Origin of the sequence: Coleofasciculus chthonoplastes PCC 7420, assembly GCF_000155555.1 — a bacterium.
GTDB classification, from domain to species: domain Bacteria; phylum Cyanobacteriota; class Cyanobacteriia; order Cyanobacteriales; family Coleofasciculaceae; genus Coleofasciculus; species Coleofasciculus chthonoplastes_A.
On record NZ_DS989846.1, the window covers coordinates 143081 to 165833 of the forward strand.

Sequence of the window (22753 nt, forward strand, 5' to 3'; positions counted from 1 at the left end):
AACCGCAGCCATGTTCCAGACATGCCATGGTATGTCTGAGAACTCCAAGGTACAGTTAAAAGGCAAAATAAACTAGAGGTAGGAGATAATGAAAGACTTTTTGCAAAACATTAGCCGATATCCCCGTTACCTGATTAGTATATCCTTGGGCATCTTCTTTGCCTTATTTGAACGCTTTAAGCCAGTCCTGAGTAATCCAGTGAGTGCGATCGCGCTCGTGGGTCTGGTTGGGGGGACGTTTCTGTTCCTAGTTTTCACCCTGCGTGCCATGCTAGGACTGAATCCAGTTTAGGAGATTAGGGAGTGAGGGAGCTGGGGGAGCTGGGGAAGCTGGGGGAGCTGGGGAAGCTGGGGAAGCTGGGGAAGCTGGGGGAGCGGATTACAAATGACAAATGACGAATGACGAATGACTACTTAGTAAAGGGGGCGTTATGGCTACAAATCGCCGTGTGTCTAGGGTTTCCTCGCTGATTCAGCAGGAAGTCAGTCAAATGTTATTGCACGATATCAAAGATGACCGTGTTGGTGCTGGAATGGTCAGTGTTACCGATGTCGATGTTTCGGGTGACTTGCAACATGCCAAAATTTATGTCTCAATCTATGGCACCGAAGAGGCAAAATCGGAAACGATGGCAGGTTTACAATCAGCTACGGGTTTTGTCCGCCGCGAATTAGGTCGGCGGGTGCGCTTGCGTCGTACCCCAGAAGTCGTCTTTATTGAAGACCGAGGCTTAGAACGTGGCGCTCGTATGTTGACACTATTGAATCAACTCTCACAAGAACGTCGCCGTAAGGGACTCGATGATCAGTTTGAGGCAGAAAACGAGTGATATCATGTTTGTCTAACTTGCCACACGATGAAGCTGGGGGAGCTGGGGGAGATATTAGCTGTTCAGATTATTTCTGCCTTCTTGCACTAGGAGCCTTATGCCCTCTGCCCTCTGCCTGGGAGAGTACCAACGTGTAAGTATTTAACCAAACATGATAAGCTGTCATGCATTTAAATTGGGTATTAGTAGCGAGCAAGATGCTCGCACTACAAGGACTTCACCATTATTGACATTAAGGTTTAAATGCCGAACAGCTTATGAATTCCTTACCCGATATTCAGTCTCTCTCCTTGGCGCAGCAGGTGGCGCAGATGGTTGTGGTGCGGGCGTCTGGCTACCTGTTTGACCATCAAATTCAGTATCCGGCTTGGGAGCCTCCAGCCGCTAAATTGCAGCATTGGATACAGGATTGGGGCGTGGGCGGTGTGATTTTATTGGGTGCGAGTGCTGGAGAATTGGCACTGCGATCGCGACAATTACAAGAGTATGCCCCAATTCCCTTATTGATTGCTGCTGATATTGAAGAAGGAGTCGGTCAACGATTTGCTGGGGCGACGTGGTTTCCACCACCGATGGCAATTGGGGCGATTGCCTGTGAGAGTCTGGATAAAGCCCAAAACCATGCTCGAAAAATGGGGGTAATTACGGCTCAAGAAGCCTTAGCGATTGGGATTAATTGGATTCTCGCCCCTGTGGTTGATGTGAATAATAACCCGCAAAACCCGGTGATTAATGTGCGGGCGTTTTCTGACACACCGGAAACCGTGAGTCAATTGGCTTGTCAGTTTATCCGGGGAACCCAAGACTCTCCGGTGTTAACCACGGCGAAACATTTCCCTGGTCATGGGGATACGGCGATCGATTCTCATTTAAATTTACCGATATTATCTCATTCGCGATCGCGATTAGCCGAAATCGAGTTTCCCCCGTTTCAAGGGGCGATGGCGGCGGGTGTGGATGCGGTGATGACGGCTCATCTGCTGATCCCTAGCTTGGATGAGCAATTTCCGGCGACGTTATCCGAAAAAGTTTTAACCCAACTGCTGCGCCAAGAGTTGGGGTTTGAAGGGTTAATTGTCACCGATGCTTTAATTATGGGTGCGATCGCGAATCGCTATGGTGCAACGGAAGCCCCGGTAAAAGCGGTGGAAGCGGGGGCGGATATTTTACTGATGCCTGTTAATCCAGAAACCACGATTCAAGCCATCTGTGAGGCGGTAACGGCAGGACGAATTTCCCGCGATCGCATTCTGGCATCTGTTGAACGAATTTGGCAGGCGAAGGCGAAGATTAGCAGGGGTGCAGAAGTACCAGTGAGCCGGAGTGATCCCTCTCAACCGTTATCATTTCTGAATCATCTCGCTCAACCGACGGCAATGCAGACGGTTACTCAGATCCTCCGCGATTCTCAACAAGTAGGCGGTTCCCTTCCCCTGCGCTCAAAACCGCTCCCCAATAGCTCCCAGGGACGTAACCTAATCATTGTGGATGATATTCTCACCTGTGATGTTTTGGGGCGAAATGCTCCAGCCGTTATCCTACCTCAACAGTTTGGCTACCAATTGCAATGGGTGGATCGCCATACGCCAGGGATATCCAGGGAGGAGAATGATCGGCTGATTCCCACGCTGCTACAGCTTTTTATTCGCGGTAATCCATTCCGGAATACGGCTGGATTAACCACCGTGGCGATGAATTGGCTACAGCAATTATTAAAAAATCAAATATTAGAGGCATTGGTGATTTATGGTAGCCCCTACATCCTAGAACAGTTCCGACCCCACCTCCCCGCCCAAACGCCTTATGTTTACTCCTACGGACAGATGCCAGAGGCACAGGCGATCGCACTTAAGGTATTATTTGATCAGATTGAATCTGGTTATGGGTTAACAGAATTTATTTAACTTTTATTAATTAGTTTGCCGCGATCCCGCTCCCTTTCTCAGAGACGGTATGAGTGTCAATTCCCTAAATTAACCACATGACTAGGGTTTCAGCCTGTAATCGGTAGCTAGCCGATGGGGATATAATTTTTATCTTTGGTAATTTTTATTCATAAATTGAATAACTTTGTAACCTCCTATACGGAACGAGATACCTTTTCAGGCTAGCCAAATTCGTTTATAGTTAGAACGTAGCTTGATATTTAGTCAGGATGATATCTATGAGTCCGATGAGCCTTCAAACCGTTCCCTCTACTCCTTCTGCTCCCTCTACTCCCTCGATTCGATATTCCATTGATGTGATTCAAGAAGAAGCACGTCAACTCGTGGAGAAAGGAGTAGTCAGCCGTCAGCAACCCATCTACGTTCTTTGTCAATACATTCCCGCTCGCGAATGGGTTTGTGTCGAATGCGAACTAGAGCTGTGCGATTTCTTGCTGAGAGACCGCATTGGTGATTTAATTGGTTCCGAAGAATGGGAAAATGATTAGATAGCCTCAGTTGAGAGGGATTTTGGCTCGGCGCTTATATATAGGGACTTGGACAAAATTTGCTCCGTAAACGTTTGTTATCGGTTCGTTGTCATTGGTTGTGTCATTGATGAATTGCCGAGTCAAGGACAAGTACGGATTTAGTTTGGCAAACCCTTTCATCATTAGGCTTCAGCCCTAGCTATTGCTCCTGATACAACCCTTAAAAAAGGAGACCGCTTAACAAAGCACCAATGTAATTGCATATTAAAATTTGGATAACCTGAAATAATGTAGGGGCGCATAGACATGCGCCCTTACCAATGTCTGACAACCGATCCCCTAACTAGGGCTTGCTGAATAAGTGGTGAGGTGAGGGGGAGCTGGGGGAGCTGGGGAAGCTGGGGGAGCTGGGGAAGCTGGGGGAGCTGGGGGAGCAAGGGTACATTTTCCCTGAGCAAGGTGATGCCATACTTATGAAGGATGCTACCCCATTTCCTGGCACTTTATCCACTGTCCATACGCCTCAAAGTATTGATGGATCAGGGTTTCCGGGTTGTGCAGTAAGCCCTACTTATTGTTGACTCGAGTCGGGATTACGCATCTGCTCCAACTCAGTACGGATCAGAGCAATTTGCACCGTCAGTTCTTCAAGTTCTTGTTGGGTACTTCTAGACGTGGTTCCCGTTGGTGGTGTTGAACCGCTATCGCTAGGTGTTGATGGTGTAGCTGAGTCTGTCGGTTGGTTCATTTGGCTGAATATCTGTCCAATCAAGCGTTGAGCCTCTTGCTCGGTTTTTTCGCCTTTTTTCGACAACTCAGCAACCTGTTGGTTGAAGTCTAAGTTGAGCAGGGACAGGTTTTCTTCCCGCTTTTGCTCATCTTGGAGACTTTCGATGAGGGAAGTGGTCGCCCCTAAGGATACACGAAAGCCAGTTTGTAAAGTGTCTTGGATATTGTTAGGATTCATAGCGTCAATAAAGTTGACCCGTTGCTTATTTTACAATACTTTACACTATCCAGCCGAAAGGCAAGGACGAGGAGCCGGAGATCTCTTGATTTTGGTCACTCATCAGCCAACTTGTTCGAGATACTGATTGACATCCTCAATCACCCGAGTCAGTTCAGCTTCCGTACTCAAACGGATGCGTTCATCCCTCAGTGTGATTAGAACTTTAGCCGCAAAGGGGCTGGGGTAAATATTGGGATTGCAGAAAATTTCCAAGAAAACGTCCCCAGTATATTGGTACTCTATTGGTTTTTGCGGACTAGGCTTGCTGGTACTGCCTGGGGCTTGAGCCGTAGCTTTTAAAGTTTGTACAAGTTGGGCAAGTGCCTTTTGTAAATTTTGGGCAGCTTCCGGTGTAAATTTGAATGATACAGACCCTTGAGCCAGATTGAGGGTAAGTTGAGCTGGAACCATGAGCAATAAATCTTAATAACGAGCGCTTACTGATAGAAGATGGTAATTGAGTCCCTCCGAAAATCTACCAAAGAATGAGACGTTTTGGCACACAATTCCTAGAAAAACTCGCAAGAAGCCGACAAAAACTTAGGGAGCTTAGAGAATTAAAAGCATTAAAGGACAAGAGTTTGAGTCATTTTCCTGACTAAACTAAGGATAGGGGAAATTCCTTATCGAGGGCAACTATCATGCCAGCAGACAAACGCGCTGAAATTCGCAAGGTATTGCTGATTACCCTGCTGTTGAATGTATTCGTGATGGTATTGAAAGCCGGTGTGGGCATTTTAACCGGATCTTTGAGCTTACAAGCTGATGCGTTGCACAGTGTCACCGATAGTGCCAATAATGTTTTGGGTTTAGTGGCGAATCGATTTTCGTCTCCTCATCCCGATCGCGAACATCCCTATGGTCATCAGAAGTTTGAAGCCGTAGGCGCTTTGGGGATTGCGGCGTTTTTGGGCATCGCCTGTTTTGAAATTCTCAAAAGCACAATCGAGAGGATTGTCAACGGTTTAACGCCAATCACGATTTCTGTGTCAGAGTTGTGGTTACTGCTGATTGTCTTAGGCGTGAATATTTTCGTTACCTTCTATGAAAGAAATGTGGGGAAGCGGGTGGGAAGTGCGATTTTGATAGCGGATGCTCAACATACGATGAGTGATGTGTGGGTAACGATTACGGTTTTGCTAGGATTGATTGGTATTTGGCAAGGAGAAGTATGGAATCTGCCCCAACTTCAGTGGTTGGATGTGATTCTCGCCTTTCCTGTCGCCCTGTTAGTCTTTCGCTGTGGCTGGGAAGTGTTAACGGATAACTTACCCTGGTTAGTTGATGAAGTCGCGATCGCACCCGAAGCGATTCAAGCGATCGTTATCCAAGTTCCTGGAGTCATCAACTGCCACGATATCGCCTCTCGTGGCGTTTTGGGGCGTCAAGTCTTTCTGGAAATGCATCTGATTGTTGATGCCAAAGACGTGGAAACCGCCCACCAAATTACCGAAGCGGTGGAGGATCGATTAGAAGAACGCTTTAATCCAGTGCGCGTGTTGATTCATGTCGAACCTCCAGCTTACGAGTCGGATCAGATAACCTTTTAACCCCCTCAGCAGCCCTGGAAAAAGCCTGACTTTTCCACAGATATTGCCACTTTTCCACAGAAACCCGTTAGTTTTCCACAAAAGATAAGGAACTGTTAATCCCAATGTTTACTCTTCTTAACCAGAAGAGACGTTCCGGCAGAACGTCTCCACCACAGTTGGTTTGTCCTTAGCGATATGTATCCTACTATAGAAAACTGTTACTGAATTGATCGTTCAAGCAGATACCTGTTCGGTCATCTCGTCGCTGGTTGCTGAGGAGGCTTCTGCCAGACGTTTTTCCTTATCCCGCTTCCGTTTTTTCGCATAGAGTTGAATTGATGCTGCCATCGCAATCACCAGAGCAAAGATTCCCCAAGCGGTGATATCCGTAGGTAAACTATTCTTAAATACAGCCAGTAAAACAATCGCCACGAGTAGGACAGTCGGCGCTTCATTGAGGGCGCGAAACTGTTGACCCGTCCATTGACAGTCTCCAGAAGCTAACCGTCGCATCAACCGACCACAGTAAAAATGATACGCCAGCAAGACTAAGACGAACCCCAGCTTCGCGTGCATCCAACCGGATTTTAAAACCTCTGGTTCAGTCGTGAGTAAACCAATTGCCATGGCAACCGTCACCACCATTCCCGGTGTGGTAATGATGTTGTAGAGACGCTTCTCCATGATTTGATATTGATTTTTCAGAATCGTTTGCGCGGGTTCTGTTTCCTGAGAGGCTTCTGCATGATAGACAAACAGACGCACCAGGTAGAATAACCCAGCAAACCAGACAACAATGCCAATTAAGTGAAATGCCTTATACCAGAAGTAAGCCATAAATTATTCCTTTACGATTGAGTGATTGGAGTAGAGTGGATTCTCTGTGAGTATGTCTATCCTATTCAGATTTTGCCCCATTCTCAACACGTCGAAACCGATCCGAAAATTACTGACAAACGGAAACTCTAAAGGATAAAACATTTCATTATAACCTAAATAGTGGAAAATTCAAGCAACTAAACTAGCCCAGTCAGCTTTTTTTCATTGTATTCTCGGCTAAATTCAGGTTAATCTCAGTCTCCCTTTAGAGAACAGATTAGGATTTCCGCTGGCAGGGATATGGGTAAAATAGGGTAAAGAGTGTGGATACAATAGGTTAGGCTGGAAAAGTACGATGAATATCGATTCTTTAAGGATTGACAAGCATCCCTCAACTAAACACCGTTATGAGGTGCTGATTGAAAACCAAGTAGAAGGTGGAGTAAGTGCAACTGTGTTAGGTTGGCAAGACTGCCAAGCACGGGGTTCTACTAAGGCAGAAGCATTGGAGCAACTGCGTAAGTTATTAACAGCACGTTTACAAAATACAGAAATTGTTTCTTTAGAGATCGACTTGCCTAAACCGGAGCATCCTTGGATGAAGTTTGCGGGAATGTTCAAAGATGATCCTGACTTTGAGGACGTGTTAGCAGATATCGCCGCCTATCGACATGATCTTGATCGGGAACAGGAGGACTATTACCGTCAACTTGATGCTGAGGAGCAGGTTCATTGATTCGGTATATTTTAGATACGGATCATGTCTCTCTTTTTCAGAGAGAACATCCGCTGGTGATGCAACAAGTCAATGCCACTGATCCGCAAACAATGGCGGTGACAATTATTACCCTTGAAGAGCAAGTTTATGGACGACTAAATCGAATTCGTAGGGCTACTTCAGCAGAGTCTCTGGTATCGGCTTATGCTAAATTACGCGATACATTTGATTTTTTTAGTAGGATTAATTTGCTCTCTTTTCCCCAAGAAGCTGGCGATTGCTATGCAGAATTAGTTCGTCAAAGGATACGTGTTGGTACACAGGATTTAAAAATTGCAGCGATCGCTCTTTGTGTGAAAGGGATAGTGGTTACGCGCAATCAACGGGATTTTTGTAAAGTGCCAGGTTTAGAGTTGGCAGATTGGACAGTTGAGGAATTGCAGAGGTAGCGATCGCGTGGATGTGATGGCTAGAATCTTAATCGGGTTTGGGTTAAGGGTTGTATGCTTGAGGAAGTGCGATCGCACTTAAAAAACCTAGGGCGTCTGAGGACACACCAAGGGTAAAATCGCAATCAGCCACTGTGGGTTTAAATTATTTATACTGACGGTAGAGCTATAGTACTCAGGTTAACCAGTGTGCCAGCTAAAGATATCTATCACGATAGTGTTAAAAAGGCATTGATTAAGGATCAATGGACAATTACCCATGATTCTCTTACCTTGAGAGTGGGTAAAAAGGATATGTTTGTAGACTTGGGGGCTGAAAAATTCCTGGCGGCTCAGAAGCAAGACCGAAAGATAGCGGTGGAAATTAAAAGCTTTATTGGTGCTTCGGAAATTGAAGATTTAAGGAATGCTTTAGGACAATACATTTTGTATGAAAATGCTCTGGAGTTGGTTGAGCCTGATAGAGTTCTTTATCTAGCGATACGTGAACTAATTTTTTATGATTTATTTGAGGAAGTTATCGGCAGGTATTTATTAGAGAAGCGATTACTTAAAATTGTAGTTTTTGATCCAGACAAAGAGGTAATTGTCAAATGGATAGATTAGAGAGTTACCGCCAGATTATTCGCACTGTGTTGAAGCGATATATCAATATTGACTATGCCAATGTTGAGGTAGAGAATCAAGCCGCTTTTGACTCAGAAACAGACCAATACATTATTGTTTCTTATGGTTGGGGGAATAAGAGGCGTATTCATGGTTGTCTGATTCACGTTAATATTATTGAGGGGAAGGTTTGGGTGCAACGGGATGGCACAGAAGATGGGATTGCGAATGAATTAGTAGAAGCAGGTATTCCGAAGGAAGAGATTGTGTTAGGATTTCATGAGCCTGGAGTGAGACAGTATACGGGTTTTGCTGTAGCTTAGATTGTTGAATTGTAGTCGAGAAGGTTTTGGGTTGAGGAGAGATCGATCGCACTTCCTCACTCTCAATCTACAGGCGATCACCTACAATGCCAGAATAGTTAATAGAAGAAATTTTTGAAGGCAGCAAGTGAGTAGATTGGCAAAAGGGGAATTCCTGTGACTTCAACGACTGTCTGGATGTTACGATGAGTTAGCGATCGCGTGGACGTGATGGCTAGAGTCTTAATCGGGTTTGGGTTAAGGGTTGTATGCTTGAGGTGAGGCGATCGCACTTAGGGAAAAGAGCAATTACTTCATCCTTAACTGAATTATTTTACCTGGCAATAGCAACTCTCACTTTCAAATTCAATCAATTTACGTTAGCGTAGTGTTTTTGTCGAATAATTACACTAGAGCTTTAGGGTATAAAAATTCGTCTTGTCCCCCTATATAGCAGCCCTAAATAGGTCGCAACAGATATAATAGTAATAACACATCCCTAGTAAAAAGACAAAAGATGAACATTATAGATGAATTGGCTAATTTTATCAATCAGACAAAAGAGACCAAAGAAATTAAAAGAGCCTTGGCGGTAAAAATGATTTTGGAAGGAAAATCTTATCGTGAAGTCAAAGAACTATTAAAAGTTTCTCACAGTTTTATCAGCCAATGGAAAAATCAAGCGCTTTTTCAGGGTGTAGAAAGTTTAAAGCTTCAATATAAAGGTAGAGCAGGTTACTTAAAATCTGAAGAAAAAGAGCAAACAATTCAGTGGTTGAGAGAACAAGATTATCTAAGATTATCAGACTTGCAGAAGTATTTGCAGGAGCAATATAATGTAGTTTTTGAGTCCAATCAAAGTTATTATAGCTTATTTAAAGAGGCTCAAGTGAGTTGGAAAAAGACTCAAAAAAAGAATCCGGCTAAAAATGATGAATTAGTCAAAGCTAAAAAAAAAGAAATAGAGGCAAGGCTAGAAAAATGGAAACCGGAAATAGAAGCTGGAAGCCGGACGGTGCTTATGCTTGACGAATGTCATCTGCTGTGGGGTGATTTGTTAGGTTATGCGTGGGGAAGAACAGATGCAAGAATAGAAGTCCCTCTCAAAAATGAAAAAGAAAGACAGACTTATTATGGGGCTTTAGATTATCAAACCAAAGAGTTTATAGTCAAAGAATATAAAAGTGGAAACAGCGAAAATACAATCGATTTCATCGAATATTTACAAAGGAAACGACCCGGAAAAAAATTATCGATATTTTGGGATGGTGCAACTTACCATGATTCCAAGCAGTTTCGAGAATACTTAAAGACAATTAATCAAGATTTATCAGAGGAAGACTGGTTGATAAGTTGTACGAAATTTGCTCCGAACGCTCCCGAACAAAATCCAGTCGAAGATATTTGGTTGCAAGTTAAAACTTTCATTAGACAATTTTATCATCTTTGCAGCTCTTTTAAAATAGTTAAGTGGTTATTTAAGTTTTTTGCTGATGGTCAAATATTCGATTTTCCCAAAATATTTCAGTATGGAAAATTGCCACAATCTATTTAGGATTGCTATATCTCTTCAAACATGATAAAATGAATCACCACCAAATCAAGCCAACCTTCATTTTCTATAGCATTCAATAAAAGCTGTGCCTGCCCCCTAATATTGTGGTCAATCAGAAAGTTCATGACTTAGATTCAAGTTTGGCTTTCGCGGCTTGAAGTTTTGCCCAGGCTTTTTCTAGACCGGGTGGCGGCGGTAGTCGGGCAATTTGAGCGAAGCATTCACGGTTTTGCTCTTCCCAGTATTGCCGAATTTCTTCGTCATTTTTCACAACCATTTGATATTCGGCTTCGACTTCAGCACGATTGGCTGCGATGTAGGACATGGTTGCCTCAAACTGTTCGTCAGTAATCTGGGGGAAATACTGTCGGATGAGTAATCGTGCATATCCCCCATGAATATAGTCCATAAATTGGTATAGGGTGATGCGAGTTCCGGCGATGACCAGTCCTCGTTCTGTACGGGTAATTTTTGTTGGTTGATTGGATACCGAAGCCATAGTTATAGTTTTTTATAATCTGCTTTTATCGTACCTTATCTATCCTGATCTGTGATCGCTCTTTGTGTGAACGGGATAGTGGTTAAGCGCAATCAACGGGGTTTTGGTAGAGTGCTGGGTTTAGAGTTGGCAGATTGGATGGTTGGGGAATTCCAGAGGTAGCGATCGCGTGGACGTGATGGCTAGAATCTTAATCGGGTTTGGGTTATGGCTTGTATGCTTGAGGTGAGGCGATCGCACTCAGGGAAAACGCAAGCTGTCACAGTCTGCGGGTTAGTAACTTGTGTGGACATTGTCCGCCCGAATAGCTAGACTGTGAATTAAGCGAACTAGAGAGCAAAGATGCCGGAAACCTCTCAACCTAAAGATAGCCGGATTGATTTAAGGGTCACTCAAGAGCAAAAAGAACTCCTAGAACGGGCAGCCGCCTTGAAAGGAGTTTCTTTAAGTGCCTATACTCTTTTTCACTTGGTTCCCATCGCTAGACAGGAAATAGATGTCCATGAAAGGCTAGTTCTGTCAAATCGCGATCGCGAGTTATTTATGTCTGTGATGGAAAATCCGCCGCAACTGAAGGGAAAGCTTAAAGCCACTATCCACAAGTTTCGGGACAAGTATGACAAGTAGTGAGCCGAGATGGGACGTTCTGCCTATTGAGAAAAGATATCAACGAGATGCTTTTGACTGTGGCTATCGAGTTCTCAATGAATATCTCAAGAAATACGCTCGGCAAAACCATCAAAAGGGAATTGCCAAAACCTTTGTTGCTATTCCAGCATCAGGGGGACTAAATGTGGATGGTTACTATACAATCAGCGCTAGTGTCATTGAGTACGAATCTTTTCCTGAATCTTATCAACGAAAGATGCCTGCCTATCCAATTCCCGCTACGTTAATTGGTAAATTGGCAGTTGATAATACTGTTAAGGGACAAGGTTTGGGAGGAGAACTTTTAGCCGATGCTCTCTATCGTATTGTTCGTGCTGCTCAAGACATTGGAATTTTTGCGGTTAGAGTTGATGCAATAGATTTACTGGCAAAGGAATTTTATCTTAAACATGAGTTTATTCCGTTTCAAGATAAAGCACTGTCTCTTTTCTTACCCTTGGAAAGCATTGCTAGAGAGTTTGATTTCTAGTTTTATACATCTGTTGCTACTGAATCTAAATTGTCCTGTGGTGACAGTGGATGAGCGCCAAGGGAATGGTATGATCGCCAGTGGTGTCATGGTTAAACCTATAACTGACTTCTCACCTGCATGATGAAATACATAGATGCGATCGCGTGGACGTGATGGCTAGAGTCTTAATCGGGTTTGGGTTATAGCTTGTATGCTTGAGGTGAGGCGATCGCACTTAGAGAAAAGAGCGATCGCACTCTTTCATCCTCAACCCTAATCTTGGTATAACACCGCTAAAATGATGGAATAGATTGGGTTCGTAGTAGGGGCTTTAGCCCCTAATGTTATGGGTTTTCAGGACGTAGTTTTCTGGGCGTGGTTTTCTGGGCGCACGTCGGTGCGCCCCTACAATTGACTTCAATTAGGTTTGTGTACTTCAAGCCGATTTAGATCCAGGTGAGGCGGAAGCCATCGTCTTAGCTATGGATCTAAATGCAGAGCTTATATAGCATTAGGAGGATAGGTTAGGACATCAGTTAGTCCAAAAGGGAACTGCTTAACAGGGAACTCACGGGCAGTAAAGAATGTCCTAACCTGTCTTATATCATATCCTGACGATTGCCCATAATTGCAAAGCTATAAAAACAAGGATTGCAGACGTTTTTATTCAGGGGTGTTTGACCGGACATGATATTAGTACCGCTATACTTATGGATGAACGCCCATTTAGTCATACTTGGTCAGAATTTCTTTAAGAATAGAAGAGGTTCTTCTAAGCCGCTGCTTTGCTCCAAACTCTTCTGCTTCAGCAGAGTTCGTATCATATTCACGGATGAGATCGCGTAATGAAATGACAGGAAAGCCCCAAATAAATGCCAGTTGCGACCATTTAGAGTCAATGGTGATTTTGGCAACAAGTGGTTTATAAGTAAAGGCCCCAATCGTTTCTTCCTTATGCCAGGATACGAGAGCTAACCCACCCTCTCTATATTCCACACTGAATTGGTGATTGGGATCATCAGAAATAAATTTATTGAGCGCTAGCTTTAATAGAGCCTCCATATGGTTCTTGTCTATGTCGTCGCGCTTAGGGTAGCAGAGAAGTTTCATTTCAATTGTATCCACTGGATCAAGTTCTGCCAGCTTATCCGAACTGGCATAATCAGCATACAGGTAAGCAGCAAAACTCCCCGTTATAACAAACTGAACCTCAAGTTCCTGTTCTGGTGAGAATATAGACCCCGTATAGAGCGCTTTTACAAAAGATTCTAGGCTTTTTCTTCTCGGTTTTCCATTCTCGCCTGATTGTTTGCTAAATCCCCAAAATTTAGCCTTTTCTATGAAATGATATTCAAACTTAGTTGATACTGATTCAGCAAAATCAATCCATTGCAAAAGTTTTCTATGCGTTGATTCGTCAAATTTGTCATCTTCATCAATTGCCTGCTCTAGTTCGGGCAAATATTCTATCTTAGGTTTTACATCCTTGCTCTTATCCTCGAAAAATTGGTCAAATATTCTTGCTAATTCGACTCTATAGTTGAGTTCATAAGCCTGCATGAACTGTTGAAGTATTACTGTGAGAACTCGCTTAATAGCTTGGTTTTGGTTATTCTTGATAATCTGGACAGCTTTAGGACAAATAGAGGAGTTTATTTTACTCCATTCTTTATCGATCAGTTTGCTCAGGGTATATTGTTCATTGTTATCTCCATCATCATAGCCCCCATCCAGAATTTCATACAGGCGTCTTATCCTTTTGGGGGTTTTGGGCATCGAAGATGACATATTGGTAAGAGCTTCGCGTATCATCCTCACATACTCATCGATATAGTAGAGATGACTGGGAATGGGGATCTCTTCCGTCCACTTCCTTTTGATTAGCTCTGACTTTGTGTGGCTCCATTGCTCAAAGGCTTCTATCGTATCGCGGCGAGGAATGCCGATGTCAATGAGTTCTGCTTTGCAGTTGGCAACATATTTCGGAAACAGATCTATGCGGCTTTCATTCTCTACTTCCTCATTTAGGACTACAAGAGTTTTTAGAGGTTCTGCATCTCTCTCATCATAGTCATCGGCAAGTTCATGTTCATCTGGGTACTCATCAATTGCATCTACATTATCGGCTTCTAAGATAGACAGTGACAATGATTGATTAAATTTATCTGCGTTTTCGTGAACGAGTACAAAAAACTCTCTCTTGAATTCATTTAGTTTCTGAAGTACTAGATTGTGGACTTGGTTAAACTTTTTGTACCACTCATCTGCTTCTAGGTGTGGGTTGATAACAATTGAAGTATCCCAATCATTTTCGCCGTTATCCGGCTTTCTCGTCAGATAAGCTACTGCTCTACCGCCCTTTAAATGGAAAAAGACATCTTTATCGTTTTGGAGGGCAGCATCTAAATCACGGAGCTTTTGTTTCAGCCAGTTCTCTAGCCAATCCCGTTTGTTATTGAGTAGTCCCGTTAGGTCTCCACTTACTTTTCTTTTATCATCTTCGCTGATTTTTTCGTTAGATTCTAGCCTGAAGACTACCAGAAGACGGAATAGATAGAACGGCTCAATATTGTAAAACATCTGGACGCGGGCTAGCCCATTCAAGGCACGGTTTAGAAGCTCTACTGCCGGATAGAGATAATCATAAGATAATTTCTTCAGTGACTGCCAGTCAGAAGCTTTTTCTATATCGCTTTTTCTGTTGTTAAGATATTTTTGCGCCAAGTCCAAAATTGGAATTTGGCTTATGTCGTTAGTCTGAAACCTTTGTATAATCTTATCAAACTCATCTACTAAACTTTTCATTTCTTGCTTTACAGAAGCAAACTTATTGTTATCTATGGTATCATTTGGCTTATTTACATTGGCAATCTCATTTTTAATTACCCTGACTATCTTAACAAGTTTCATTCTTGCCGTAAGCAGTTGATCTGTGGAAAAATTATCGTCTTCTCCCGCAACATTCTCTGTAGTCATTGGCTGCGGATTTCCGGCATCGAACGGAAAAAATTCATTCAGTTTAGCTTGTTCTTTCTGTTGTCGGATGTCACTGTTCTCGATTGACCGTCCAACTTCCCGTACCATTCTCTGATGGACATTTTCAAGGGGTTGAAGCGGATGTATTGCCGCCGACTTCAGCATCAGGGCGGAATCTCTTTGTGAACCTAGGAAAATTTGCGTTGTCGGGTCTCGGAAAATTAACCAATCCTTCGCCTCTGACGCTTTAGCGCCTGAAGCTTTTTTATTTAGTGAATCTAAAGCTTTTTTCGCTAGTTGTTGCAGGCATTCTTCGCCGGGATTTTTGGGTTCTTTGCTGGAAGCAGCAAGCAGTACCTCTTTTTGCTGTTTTCTAATAACTAACATGAAAACCTCTTCAGCTAAATTTATATAACTTTTTAGTTGCTAATATTAAATCTGGTAAGTAGGGTAGTCCTTATAAATGTCAAGTTGCTAATAATTTGATAGATTCCACTCAGTTGGACACTGGCGTAGTGCATTAGTAGCGCAATGAATTTCACCACCTTCAATATGATAAGGTAACGTATTAACAAAATGTACTGGCTTACCCAACGGCTTAAGAGCTAATTTTAGATATTCTTCAAAGAAATCTACACGCTCATTAGGAATCCATACACGAGTCCACTGTTCAAATATATAATCTTCTTTGAATTTCAGTTCCTGATTCTCCGAGGCTTGAGTAAGAGTTGTTATCATCTCATTTCGCTTATGTACAAGCTCTGAACAGATCTTTTTTAAACTATCGTCATTTGTTTTTGGTGACTTGACTTTATCAATAATTTTTTGCTGCTTTTCTGAGTTATTTAAACTACAGAAGCATAAAGCTAGGGCTTGTAATGATACTCCTTTAGGAACCCATAGCCAAAATCCTTTTGGAATTTCTATGTTTACATTATCAAAGTAATCACTCAAGATGTTTTTGCAATCGTTTACTAATAGTCGAGGTCCTAATGGGCATGGTATCAATAAGTGATCGTTAATAATTTGTATATTGACTAAATTAATAGTTTCCGCCCTAGTAGAAAATGACTTTGTAGAATAATCTACATTCTCAACCTTACTTTCAAAAAATACGGGAATCTGAATAATTTTTTCATCTGATGAAATATTGAGACATTTTTTAAGGATTTCTTTGGTGGGAGAGAGTTTTTCTCTTTGAATTTTTCTATTAAAGTTTATTTTGTATTCTTCCAGGAAATAGCTTAATTGTCTTTCTTTATATTCTTGATAAACAAAGCTCCCTTTGAAAAAGCTCAAAGAGTAAGAATTGACTTGTTTTAACTTATTAAGCAAATCGATCATTAATTCTGTAGAAGCGTATACAAGACGGCATTTTTGGTCATTATCTCGGATTACAGATAGGATTTCATCAACGTGTCCGACGCGCAGCCAAGAAGTATCAATAGGTAAGCAAGGTTGTAGCTTCTGTGAAAAGAAAAATTCTCTTGTATTATTATCAACAGTTCCCCAGTTATTAGTTCCGTGCTTAGAATCGCCAAGTATAATTTTCCCAAATGGAGATTTGGGATGTTTAGGAACTTTTGGGGAGTAGATATAAGAGTGAGAGGAGTTGTCTATTTTTGGAGTTGCTTCAACTTCATCGGGCCAGAGGGTAAAATTGCCGCCATAGTTACGGTCATTGTCATCATCATCGCTTGAGTTAAAGAGTTCATCATCAATCTGATAGACAGAGTTTGCCAGTTTTCTTTTCATCGCTGAGTTGATATCTGTTAGATCGCGTTTATGAGCGCAAAGTAGTGGGCTATCATACCAAGAGTCTTTCTCCCAACGCACCCCGCTGATAAACTTATCCTGAAGAAATACTTTGTTTCCAAACCCCCGCCCTAGGTTTTCCGATTCGAGATTAACTAAAATAACATTTTGGCTGGATGATTCAAGCTTATCTAAGCCATTTTGGTGGAGTTTATATGCTTGAGTAGAGTTAAAAATAGTGTAACAAGCTTCAAGTAAGTCATAAACTGAGCAATGATTTTGTTCAAATACATAAAGACTGTATAGTTTTTTGCACGGATGAACGTCCGATAGCATCAGCCACGCTCCTTTTACTCTTGGCTGTTTTGGAATTTTTTTAGTAATAGTGAAAGATTTTTGAAAATTTAAAGCAGTTTCATTAATTAATTTTTTATAGTTTTTAACGAGTTCTTCGTCACTATCATTGGGGGCATCCTGCCAAAAATATTTTAACGCTTGATCTTTGCTTATGACTTTTAGCGTTATGTAAAGACTTGCATCATATTTAATGATGGCTCCATTTTGTCGGGATTTATTAATAGTGTCGATTTGATGACTTAAACCTTCTTTCCAATTTAGAGGAGTTAGTTTTAATTGACCTAATGTAATATTACCTAAAGGGTCTTCAATATAGATTGGTGGATTTTCTGGGCAATCATCACTTAGCAAACCGTATAAATATACTTTTCGTAGCCCGGATAGAGTGTCTGTAGAACAGCCTAGACTGTCGTGGTGGTGCAGGATATCTTGCATAAGAGGTTTATCATTCGCATTCCAGTTTTCATAGGGTTGATCTTCGGGTTCATATTTAAATTTGTATGCCGAAGCATCGCTTAAATTCATCCACTGAGAATATCCGTCATTATTCCACACATCGACATAAATAATATGTATGCCCATAATTACCTCTCTTTTCCATTCTTAATTTGATCGAATACAAATGACTTAAACTTGATTAATCTTATTTCTGGGCTATATGATGTATTAGTCATCATAGCTTTCGCCCAATCTGGTTCAACTTTGTTGCTAAAATTGATTCCCAAAATAAACATGATACCAATGTATTGCTGAATATCGCACTCACGTTCGAGACCATAGTCTCGGCACTGGGCTGTTCCACGTCTGATGAAATCAATGAGAGCCTCTCCATCCAAAGAATTTGTGCGATTAGGATAAAGTCTTTTAAAAAGAATTGCGGTTTTCTGATAGAACTTGTTAATAGCATTGTTTTGGAATACATCTAGTTGTTCTTTGCGAATAATTAACATTGCTTTTTACTTCATTTTATGCTGTTGTAAATTGATTTGGGTTAATGGTTAGGTTCAGGTTTAAAATAGATACAGCAATTCCCGATGTCATGAAGTACAGTAGCAGCAATAAAGAAACTAATTTCTGAGATGTTGGAAATTGATATTGTCCCCTATTGCAGCGGAAACCGCTATAAATTTCCTACTCTTTTTTTAGTACCGGAGATATAGCTGTATCTTACTAGCATAGGAAGCGCTACATAAAAATCAGTTAGATGTCCACTGGTTGACCGTTTTCCAGAAATTTAAGTGTGCGCCGATCTTCTATAGGTGGATCAAAAAGTTCCTTAACTGATGGTTTCTCTACTGGAAACTGATCTGCCATGATCAGTTCATCATTTGTAGGATATACGCGCCCATTGTCCCAGGTTTTGCTTAGATCCACTTCTATTTTGTAGTTAAAACTCCAATTTACCTGACGCAGGAATTTAAGGCTTTCATACATATGTTGATTATTATTTTGGTCGTTGCCATCTTCGTACAATCCCCTATTGCGAGCAACCAGCCACAGACGGAATGATGGCGAAAAGCTCATACTTTTTATCGTGGCTTCGATGGGCTCACCTTGATTGTTAGAATCAAATGAATATTTCCACAGCCAATAGGCTCCAAGGTCTGTTGCCCAAGACGGCGAGTCACTATGTACAACGAGTTGCTGATTATCATTATCTGTAAATCTCATTACAAGGCGTTTATCATAAAATACAAGGTCTTCTGATGAGCGGTCGATAGCAGGTAGCGGTGGCTCGTAGACTTCAAATTGTGTGAAACTATTGGTATAAGTTTGGTGTTTGTTGCCCTCGTCTATTATTTGAATAAAACCAATCTCGTGACGTTTAGCACAGTTTTGGCGATCGTGGCAGTCGTTTGGGATTTGAATTTTGACTTGAGCACCGATACATAACGCCCCAAGTCCCGTTGCTTCGGAGCATTGCTTCTTCAGCAAATTGAATACCTTTTGAGCCATGTCTCGATTTTTACCCGAAGGCTTAGCTACTTGCATATTTGCATTCTCATCCTGCGGATAGGTTCCAATGAATACACCCTCCTCACTGATGATTGGTTTTACCTTTCCCTTAAAAATTTCCCAGTTCTCGACTACGTAGTTTACAGGGGCATGCACACTAATATCTATTATTCCGAAGGCAGACCCGAAGGCAGACTCACCTTCTGGTAGTTGGTATTTAACAAATAAGCGAAGTTTGGGCACTTGCGAAACAGCCAATAATTCAATTTTATATTGTTTCTCAGTTCTATACATTTGAACTGCCTGGCTATCCTTAGGTATGCAGCCCCAGGCTGTAAAAGTACCTCCTGGAATGTTGGCAGAAGCAGTATAGTAATACGACCCTCCAGGGCAACAGTATCGTTCACCTTTAATTGTGACTTTTAATTCATCTTTTTCTTCCAGTTTGGGTTTTTTAGAGGGACGTATAACTGTTTGATCTATGTCCTCGTCAGCTCCCTCAGATCTTTGAGTCAGATTATAAAATTGATTTGCAAACATCAGGTACTCCTTGATTAGCTAGTTTGTTCGGGAAGATCTTGGCTTACAACCTCACAGAGAAGTTTTATCCGCTCGTCAGCCTTAAACTGCTGAATCTCAAGAATTTCTTTAGCCCAAGCGTAACGAGGTAATTCATCAAAACTTTCGCTTAGTGCCAGCGTGACAGCAATGAATTTCATCATCTGAGACTCCGTCGTCAAACCAAATGTCTTTGCACGGTTTATGCTGTTGTGGATGAGTTCTGGTAAGCGGCTAGGCTCATAGGGTACACAGGCAGTTGGCGCTAACTCTCGAACTTTGGCAAGGACTTTTTTTTCAAATAGACGGCGACGTTCACGAGCAAACACCTCTATCTGTTCTTTACGGAGTATTAGCATCAGCATCTCTTTCTAATTATTATAGCCTTTTTTGCTATTCTCTTAAGCAGCTATTGAAATAGGTAAGATTTACCTTCCTTAGGTGGAAACTCAAGAATGTTATTTCCGTTTTCACTTTCTATCCAATAACGCATAACCGACGAGCCGAAAACTATTTTTAACTCTTCTTGAGTACAAGTTGGTAAATAAACCCGCAATATACGCGGATCGTAATATCGAAAATAAAAGGATTTACCTGTTTCATCCTTTACCCTGAGCAAACCCTGAAAATGCTCCTGTAATTTATTTAACGGCGCAGATGATTCTAGCAATAAGCCCCAACTTTTTTTCCACCCATTAGTCAGCATAAAAATTATAAATGAGTCAGATTGTTTATCGAGTTTAACTTTAACTAGATAGGGTGCTACTTCAGCCAAAACTTTAGCCACTTTGTCTGGATAAAGGCAACAATAGTCGTTCTTGTTGATTTGGTTAATCTTATCATAAATTTTGGGGTCATTAGCAGAATCTAAAAGGGCATAGATTTCTGTATGGGATTGTTTCTGCCCCCACAAGTAATTAATTATTTTATCAGGATCAATATTTGTCATTGGCGATTCTTTTACTAATTAGTACTTTTGTTGCATCTTTTTAGGTTGGTTCTCTCTTCCATGGAATGACATTTGTAAACAAATTATCTATCTTCGCATACAGCAAACCAGTACCAGTTAGGGTTGGGGGTATTTTTACCCTTAGGCTTGTCTCTTGCCAATCAAAGATTTCTGTGATTTTTTCCGCTGTTTGTTGCTGAAACCAAACTTCACCCTGCTGCTTGCCGAAGTTGCCGCCTCGGATAACTATGCTGTCTGGTAGTTTGACCTTTGACTCTGGCTCTACTTTGGTAATAAAGGGTAGTTGTCGCCACATCCGGATACGGTGTTCTGGAATACCCGTGAGGCGGCTTAGTTCAGCAATCATTGGTAGGGTTTGGGTATAGCGTTCTAGGTCATCTACTGAATGGAGTCCAACCTTATTGAAGGCTTTAATTTGTTCGAGGGTAATAGCCTCTAAATCCTTTAGCTCAATGTTGCTAGAGCTAGCAACCGATATGCCGTTACTGGCGCTAGCAGCAGATATGATGCCATCGAGAGGTTTACGTACATCGCGCAATTGGCTCTCAATGACTTGGGCAAAATCTAGTTTAAGGACAGTGGCGCTGGTTTGGTCAGCGTCCACACTACGAAACAAAAGTTTGCCCTCAGGGGTGCGGCGCACTTTGACTTCGACATCAAGGCTGAGATTCTTAATGGCAAAGGACATACCACGAGTGTAGGATTTCAGGGAAAGGATATCCTGAGCCAGCTCAACCTCGACGGCAATAGCATTGACCAAATCAGATAGCTCCCATTCTTCGTTTTCGTTTAGATGGCTATCACTGGATGAGTTAGATTCATCACTGTTCACAATCATTCTTGAGAAGGCGATAATGGCTCTGGCTGGATGGTCATGCGAATGCCTCCTAAGCGACCAATCGGCGGAGGACTCAAGGGGGATGGGAAGGTGACTCTTAGCTGCTTTGTTGTTGCCAACAGAGGGCGAACTGGTTGTAGTTGTAGATGGACGGGTAGATTGATTTCGAGTTCGCTGATATGCCAACTCAATAGTCCTGGGGGAAGGTTGAAGTCAGCATGACTAGCATACCGTTTGAAGTCGTCAGCACGTTTCGTTGTTTGCTCAAATGTGCTGGATAGTTCTTTTAAGATTAGGGCGGTTAAACTACCCAAAGTGAGGTCAGCCATATCGATTTTTTTTGTAAGTGTTGCTCTGAGCTAGGTTAATCTTCTTTAAGATCAGGTGGCAAATTAATTTCTTTGGCTAGTGGAAAGTAATCAGACTTGAATCGGAGCTTAACTTCACCAATCATTTGAGTATTTGTGGTGATAATTTCTGAAGAACTTTCATTCACTGTATTAACATTAAGGTTAGTATTCTCAAGACCACCCTCAACCTTCCACCAAAGCCCTCCGGCATTACCTTTAACGTGGACTCGGTTCAAATTTTGGTTATAATTGCTTCTCTGCTTTATTTGAGAATCGTAGCTAGTTACATTAAAGGTGAGTTTGGTGTTGATTTCCCCATCAGTGACTACAATCCTAGATAATCCCATTTTTACCATTTCATACAGAACCATATATCTGTCTTTGGCTAACGAACGTCTCAGCTTTTCCCGGATTTTTTGAATATCGTCTTCTGGGATTTTGTTACCAGTTCCAACTTGAAGATCGAGTTTAGTTTCTGCCTTCAAAGCGTTTACAACTTCTTCGAGCTTGTCTTTAGCCTTCTTACCATTATTATCTTCGTCGTCTTTGAATTCATAGTCATCGCGTACAACAGTTCCACCAGTGCCATCTGGATAGCGTTTGGCGAGATGTGTATCGATGTCAGCTTCGGCGACATTCTCTGCCTTAAACTGCTCAAAAGTTTTTGCCAACTCTTTGACGAGTTGGGAATACTGCTCTATCTGTTTGATGGTTGAACTAACGAGCGCGTCAAAAGTGCCGTTAATGAGTCCAGTCGTAAACTCTACAAAGCCTATATCTTTTACCCGACTGGCTACATTCATAGCTCGTTCTGCTGCTCCTTGTGTCCCTGAATTTTGGACTGTTACTGGGTTATTATCCTGACTCGATATCCCTAGGTTGGAGCCTAGTGTGTTTACCAGTTGCTTTTGTAAGTCTTGAAATACATGTAGTTGCTCCTCTAATGCACGTCGTTGTTCGCTGTTGAGATTTTGTACGTTTTCAATAATTTCTGTGTGACGCTTCTTCAAATCTTCAATAACTCTTGTTATAGAGTCAGAACTATCAAGAGCGGTTTCGTTGCGGCTGCTTCCCATTTTTTCGGGTTGTGCCATTCCTGATGACATATTTTTCTCCTTGTTGGTAAGTTGGGTTTATG

At 41.9% G+C, this 22753-nt stretch carries 25 protein-coding genes; 12 read left to right on the forward strand and 13 right to left on the reverse strand.

All coding sequences use genetic code 11. The features are described 5' to 3' along the window. Positions 1 to 88: 88 nt before the first annotated feature. The 4 genes from MC7420_RS09700 to MC7420_RS09715 all read left to right on the forward strand — a co-directional run bounded on the left by MC7420_RS09700 (position 89) and on the right by MC7420_RS09715 (position 3264). Complete coding sequence (locus MC7420_RS09700; RefSeq protein WP_006100199.1) at positions 89 to 292, forward strand: DUF751 family protein; 204 nt, start codon at positions 89 to 91, stop codon at positions 290 to 292. 139 nt (positions 293 to 431) lie between these two features. Beyond that, positions 432 to 830: a 30S ribosome-binding factor RbfA gene (gene rbfA / locus MC7420_RS09705; protein ID WP_006100005.1), complete on the forward strand. Its 399-nt coding sequence runs from the start codon at positions 432 to 434 to the stop codon at positions 828 to 830. A 257-nt stretch (positions 831 to 1087) separates the two neighbouring features. Beyond that, positions 1088 to 2734 (forward strand): glycoside hydrolase family 3 N-terminal domain-containing protein, encoded by a 1647-nt coding sequence (locus MC7420_RS09710; protein ID WP_006100225.1) that lies wholly within the window; start codon positions 1088 to 1090, stop codon positions 2732 to 2734. 260 nt (positions 2735 to 2994) lie between these two features. Next, positions 2995 to 3264 carry a DUF4327 family protein gene (locus tag MC7420_RS09715; RefSeq protein WP_006100006.1) on the forward strand — a complete coding sequence of 90 codons (270 nt, stop codon included), beginning with the start codon at positions 2995 to 2997 and terminating at the stop codon, positions 3262 to 3264. A gap of 553 nt (positions 3265 to 3817) precedes the next feature. Here the strand turns inward: MC7420_RS09715 and MC7420_RS09720 are convergent. Further along, positions 3818 to 4213, reverse strand: coding sequence for a hypothetical protein (locus tag MC7420_RS09720; RefSeq protein ID WP_006100151.1), 396 nt, complete (start codon positions 4211 to 4213; stop codon positions 3818 to 3820). Between the two features lie 102 nt (positions 4214 to 4315). Continuing rightward, positions 4316 to 4666 carry a hypothetical protein gene (locus tag MC7420_RS09725; protein ID WP_006100292.1) on the reverse strand — a complete coding sequence of 117 codons (351 nt, stop codon included), beginning with the start codon at positions 4664 to 4666 and terminating at the stop codon, positions 4316 to 4318. Positions 4667 to 4896: 230 nt separating this feature from the next. Here MC7420_RS09725 and MC7420_RS09730 point away from each other — a divergent pair, with 230 nt between their 5' ends. Beyond that, a complete protein-coding gene (locus MC7420_RS09730; RefSeq protein WP_006100313.1) occupies positions 4897 to 5805 on the forward strand; it encodes a cation diffusion facilitator family transporter in 909 nt (302 codons plus the stop codon). 216 nt (positions 5806 to 6021) lie between these two features. On the opposite strand, the gene hemJ is transcribed toward MC7420_RS09730, so the two are convergent. Continuing rightward, positions 6022 to 6624 (reverse strand): protoporphyrinogen oxidase HemJ, encoded by a 603-nt coding sequence (hemJ, locus tag MC7420_RS09735; protein WP_006100166.1) that lies wholly within the window; start codon positions 6622 to 6624, stop codon positions 6022 to 6024. Positions 6625 to 6961: 337 nt separating this feature from the next. Between hemJ and MC7420_RS09740 the strand changes: the two genes are divergently transcribed. The 5 genes from MC7420_RS09740 (at position 6962) to MC7420_RS09760 (ending at position 10236) form a co-directional block, all read left to right on the forward strand. After that, positions 6962 to 7342 carry a hypothetical protein gene (locus MC7420_RS09740; RefSeq protein ID WP_006100353.1) on the forward strand — a complete coding sequence of 127 codons (381 nt, stop codon included), beginning with the start codon at positions 6962 to 6964 and terminating at the stop codon, positions 7340 to 7342. Continuing rightward, positions 7339 to 7773, forward strand: coding sequence for a type II toxin-antitoxin system VapC family toxin (locus tag MC7420_RS09745; RefSeq protein ID WP_006100284.1), 435 nt, complete (start codon positions 7339 to 7341; stop codon positions 7771 to 7773). Before MC7420_RS09740 ends, MC7420_RS09745 begins: the two co-directional genes overlap by 4 nt. Before the next feature lie 189 nt (positions 7774 to 7962). Further along, on the forward strand, positions 7963 to 8379 hold the full coding sequence (locus MC7420_RS09750; RefSeq protein ID WP_006100138.1) for a XisH family protein: 417 nt from the start codon (positions 7963 to 7965) through the stop codon (positions 8377 to 8379). Further along, positions 8367 to 8702 carry a XisI protein gene (locus MC7420_RS09755; protein ID WP_006100362.1) on the forward strand — a complete coding sequence of 112 codons (336 nt, stop codon included), beginning with the start codon at positions 8367 to 8369 and terminating at the stop codon, positions 8700 to 8702. The genes MC7420_RS09750 and MC7420_RS09755 overlap by 13 nt, the downstream gene beginning before the upstream one ends. A gap of 496 nt (positions 8703 to 9198) precedes the next feature. Beyond that, positions 9199 to 10236 carry an IS630 family transposase gene (locus tag MC7420_RS09760; RefSeq protein WP_006100142.1) on the forward strand — a complete coding sequence of 346 codons (1038 nt, stop codon included), beginning with the start codon at positions 9199 to 9201 and terminating at the stop codon, positions 10234 to 10236. 121 nt (positions 10237 to 10357) lie between these two features. Here MC7420_RS09760 and MC7420_RS09770 read toward each other — a convergent pair whose 3' ends face one another. After that, on the reverse strand, positions 10358 to 10735 hold the full coding sequence (locus tag MC7420_RS09770) for a DUF433 domain-containing protein (protein WP_044206216.1): 378 nt from the start codon (positions 10733 to 10735) through the stop codon (positions 10358 to 10360). A 342-nt stretch (positions 10736 to 11077) separates the two neighbouring features. On the opposite strand from MC7420_RS09770, the gene MC7420_RS09775 reads away from it, so the two are divergent. Both MC7420_RS09775 and MC7420_RS09780 read left to right on the forward strand, forming a co-directional pair. After that, positions 11078 to 11362 carry a type II toxin-antitoxin system TacA family antitoxin gene (locus MC7420_RS09775; protein WP_006100270.1) on the forward strand — a complete coding sequence of 95 codons (285 nt, stop codon included), beginning with the start codon at positions 11078 to 11080 and terminating at the stop codon, positions 11360 to 11362. Continuing rightward, positions 11352 to 11873, forward strand: coding sequence for an N-acetyltransferase (locus tag MC7420_RS09780; RefSeq protein ID WP_006100291.1), 522 nt, complete (start codon positions 11352 to 11354; stop codon positions 11871 to 11873). The genes MC7420_RS09775 and MC7420_RS09780 overlap by 11 nt, the downstream gene beginning before the upstream one ends. A 708-nt stretch (positions 11874 to 12581) precedes the next feature. Here the strand turns inward: MC7420_RS09780 and MC7420_RS09785 are convergent. From MC7420_RS09785 to MC7420_RS09825, 9 genes are all read right to left on the reverse strand, one after another. Continuing rightward, entirely contained in the window at positions 12582 to 15218 is a 2637-nt protein-coding gene (locus tag MC7420_RS09785; protein ID WP_006100282.1) for a hypothetical protein, read from the reverse strand. 87 nt (positions 15219 to 15305) lie between these two features. Further along, positions 15306 to 17525, reverse strand: coding sequence for a protein-arginine deiminase family (locus MC7420_RS09790; RefSeq protein ID WP_006100099.1), 2220 nt, complete (start codon positions 17523 to 17525; stop codon positions 15306 to 15308). A 2-nt stretch (positions 17526 to 17527) separates the two neighbouring features. Beyond that, positions 17528 to 17893: a hypothetical protein gene (locus tag MC7420_RS09795; RefSeq protein ID WP_006100351.1), complete on the reverse strand. Its 366-nt coding sequence runs from the start codon at positions 17891 to 17893 to the stop codon at positions 17528 to 17530. 250 nt (positions 17894 to 18143) lie between these two features. Next, entirely contained in the window at positions 18144 to 19439 is a 1296-nt protein-coding gene (locus MC7420_RS09800; RefSeq protein WP_006100330.1) for a hypothetical protein, read from the reverse strand. Between the two features lie 14 nt (positions 19440 to 19453). Next, positions 19454 to 19816, reverse strand: a complete 363-nt coding sequence (locus MC7420_RS09805; protein ID WP_157453109.1) for a hypothetical protein — start codon at positions 19814 to 19816, stop codon at positions 19454 to 19456. Between the two features lie 50 nt (positions 19817 to 19866). Further along, positions 19867 to 20406: a DUF4123 domain-containing protein gene (locus MC7420_RS09810; RefSeq protein WP_006100081.1), complete on the reverse strand. Its 540-nt coding sequence runs from the start codon at positions 20404 to 20406 to the stop codon at positions 19867 to 19869. Positions 20407 to 20446: 40 nt separating this feature from the next. After that, the gene (locus tag MC7420_RS09815) at positions 20447 to 21259 is read right to left on the reverse strand and encodes a hypothetical protein (protein WP_157453110.1); all 813 of its coding nucleotides are present in this window, start codon (positions 21257 to 21259) and stop codon (positions 20447 to 20449) included. 2 nt (positions 21260 to 21261) lie between these two features. Next, complete coding sequence (locus MC7420_RS09820; RefSeq protein ID WP_044206221.1) at positions 21262 to 21594, reverse strand: hypothetical protein; 333 nt, start codon at positions 21592 to 21594, stop codon at positions 21262 to 21264. Between the two features lie 35 nt (positions 21595 to 21629). Beyond that, entirely contained in the window at positions 21630 to 22721 is a 1092-nt protein-coding gene (locus tag MC7420_RS09825; protein WP_006100214.1) for a hypothetical protein, read from the reverse strand. Between the last annotated feature and the right edge of the window lie 32 nt (positions 22722 to 22753).

Bases quoted from the DNA above. Each gene is read 5' to 3' on its own strand.
- MC7420_RS09700 (WP_006100199.1), top strand. From the start codon at position 89: ATGAAAGACTTTTTGCAAAACATTAGCCGATATCCCCGTTACCTGATT.
- rbfA (WP_006100005.1), top strand. From the start codon at position 432: ATGGCTACAAATCGCCGTGTGTCTAGGGTTTCCTCGCTGATTCAGCAG.
- MC7420_RS09710 (WP_006100225.1), top strand. From the start codon at position 1,088: ATGAATTCCTTACCCGATATTCAGTCTCTCTCCTTGGCGCAGCAGGTG.
- MC7420_RS09715 (WP_006100006.1), top strand. From the start codon at position 2,995: ATGAGTCCGATGAGCCTTCAAACCGTTCCCTCTACTCCTTCTGCTCCC.
- MC7420_RS09720 (WP_006100151.1), bottom strand. From the start codon at position 4,213: ATGAATCCTAACAATATCCAAGACACTTTACAAACTGGCTTTCGTGTA.
- MC7420_RS09725 (WP_006100292.1), bottom strand. From the start codon at position 4,666: ATGGTTCCAGCTCAACTTACCCTCAATCTGGCTCAAGGGTCTGTATCA.
- MC7420_RS09730 (WP_006100313.1), top strand. From the start codon at position 4,897: ATGCCAGCAGACAAACGCGCTGAAATTCGCAAGGTATTGCTGATTACC.
- hemJ (WP_006100166.1), bottom strand. From the start codon at position 6,624: ATGGCTTACTTCTGGTATAAGGCATTTCACTTAATTGGCATTGTTGTC.
- MC7420_RS09740 (WP_006100353.1), top strand. From the start codon at position 6,962: ATGAATATCGATTCTTTAAGGATTGACAAGCATCCCTCAACTAAACAC.
- MC7420_RS09755 (WP_006100362.1), top strand. From the start codon at position 8,367: ATGGATAGATTAGAGAGTTACCGCCAGATTATTCGCACTGTGTTGAAG.
- MC7420_RS09760 (WP_006100142.1), top strand. From the start codon at position 9,199: ATGAACATTATAGATGAATTGGCTAATTTTATCAATCAGACAAAAGAG.
- MC7420_RS09770 (WP_044206216.1), bottom strand. From the start codon at position 10,735: ATGGCTTCGGTATCCAATCAACCAACAAAAATTACCCGTACAGAACGA.
- MC7420_RS09775 (WP_006100270.1), top strand. From the start codon at position 11,078: ATGCCGGAAACCTCTCAACCTAAAGATAGCCGGATTGATTTAAGGGTC.
- MC7420_RS09780 (WP_006100291.1), top strand. From the start codon at position 11,352: ATGACAAGTAGTGAGCCGAGATGGGACGTTCTGCCTATTGAGAAAAGA.
- MC7420_RS09785 (WP_006100282.1), bottom strand. From the start codon at position 15,218: ATGTTAGTTATTAGAAAACAGCAAAAAGAGGTACTGCTTGCTGCTTCC.
- MC7420_RS09790 (WP_006100099.1), bottom strand. From the start codon at position 17,525: ATGGGCATACATATTATTTATGTCGATGTGTGGAATAATGACGGATAT.
- MC7420_RS09795 (WP_006100351.1), bottom strand. From the start codon at position 17,893: ATGTTAATTATTCGCAAAGAACAACTAGATGTATTCCAAAACAATGCT.
- MC7420_RS09800 (WP_006100330.1), bottom strand. From the start codon at position 19,439: ATGTTTGCAAATCAATTTTATAATCTGACTCAAAGATCTGAGGGAGCT.
- MC7420_RS09805 (WP_157453109.1), bottom strand. From the start codon at position 19,816: ATGCTAATACTCCGTAAAGAACAGATAGAGGTGTTTGCTCGTGAACGT.
- MC7420_RS09810 (WP_006100081.1), bottom strand. From the start codon at position 20,406: ATGACAAATATTGATCCTGATAAAATAATTAATTACTTGTGGGGGCAG.
- MC7420_RS09820 (WP_044206221.1), bottom strand. From the start codon at position 21,594: ATGGCTGACCTCACTTTGGGTAGTTTAACCGCCCTAATCTTAAAAGAA.
- MC7420_RS09825 (WP_006100214.1), bottom strand. From the start codon at position 22,721: ATGTCATCAGGAATGGCACAACCCGAAAAAATGGGAAGCAGCCGCAAC.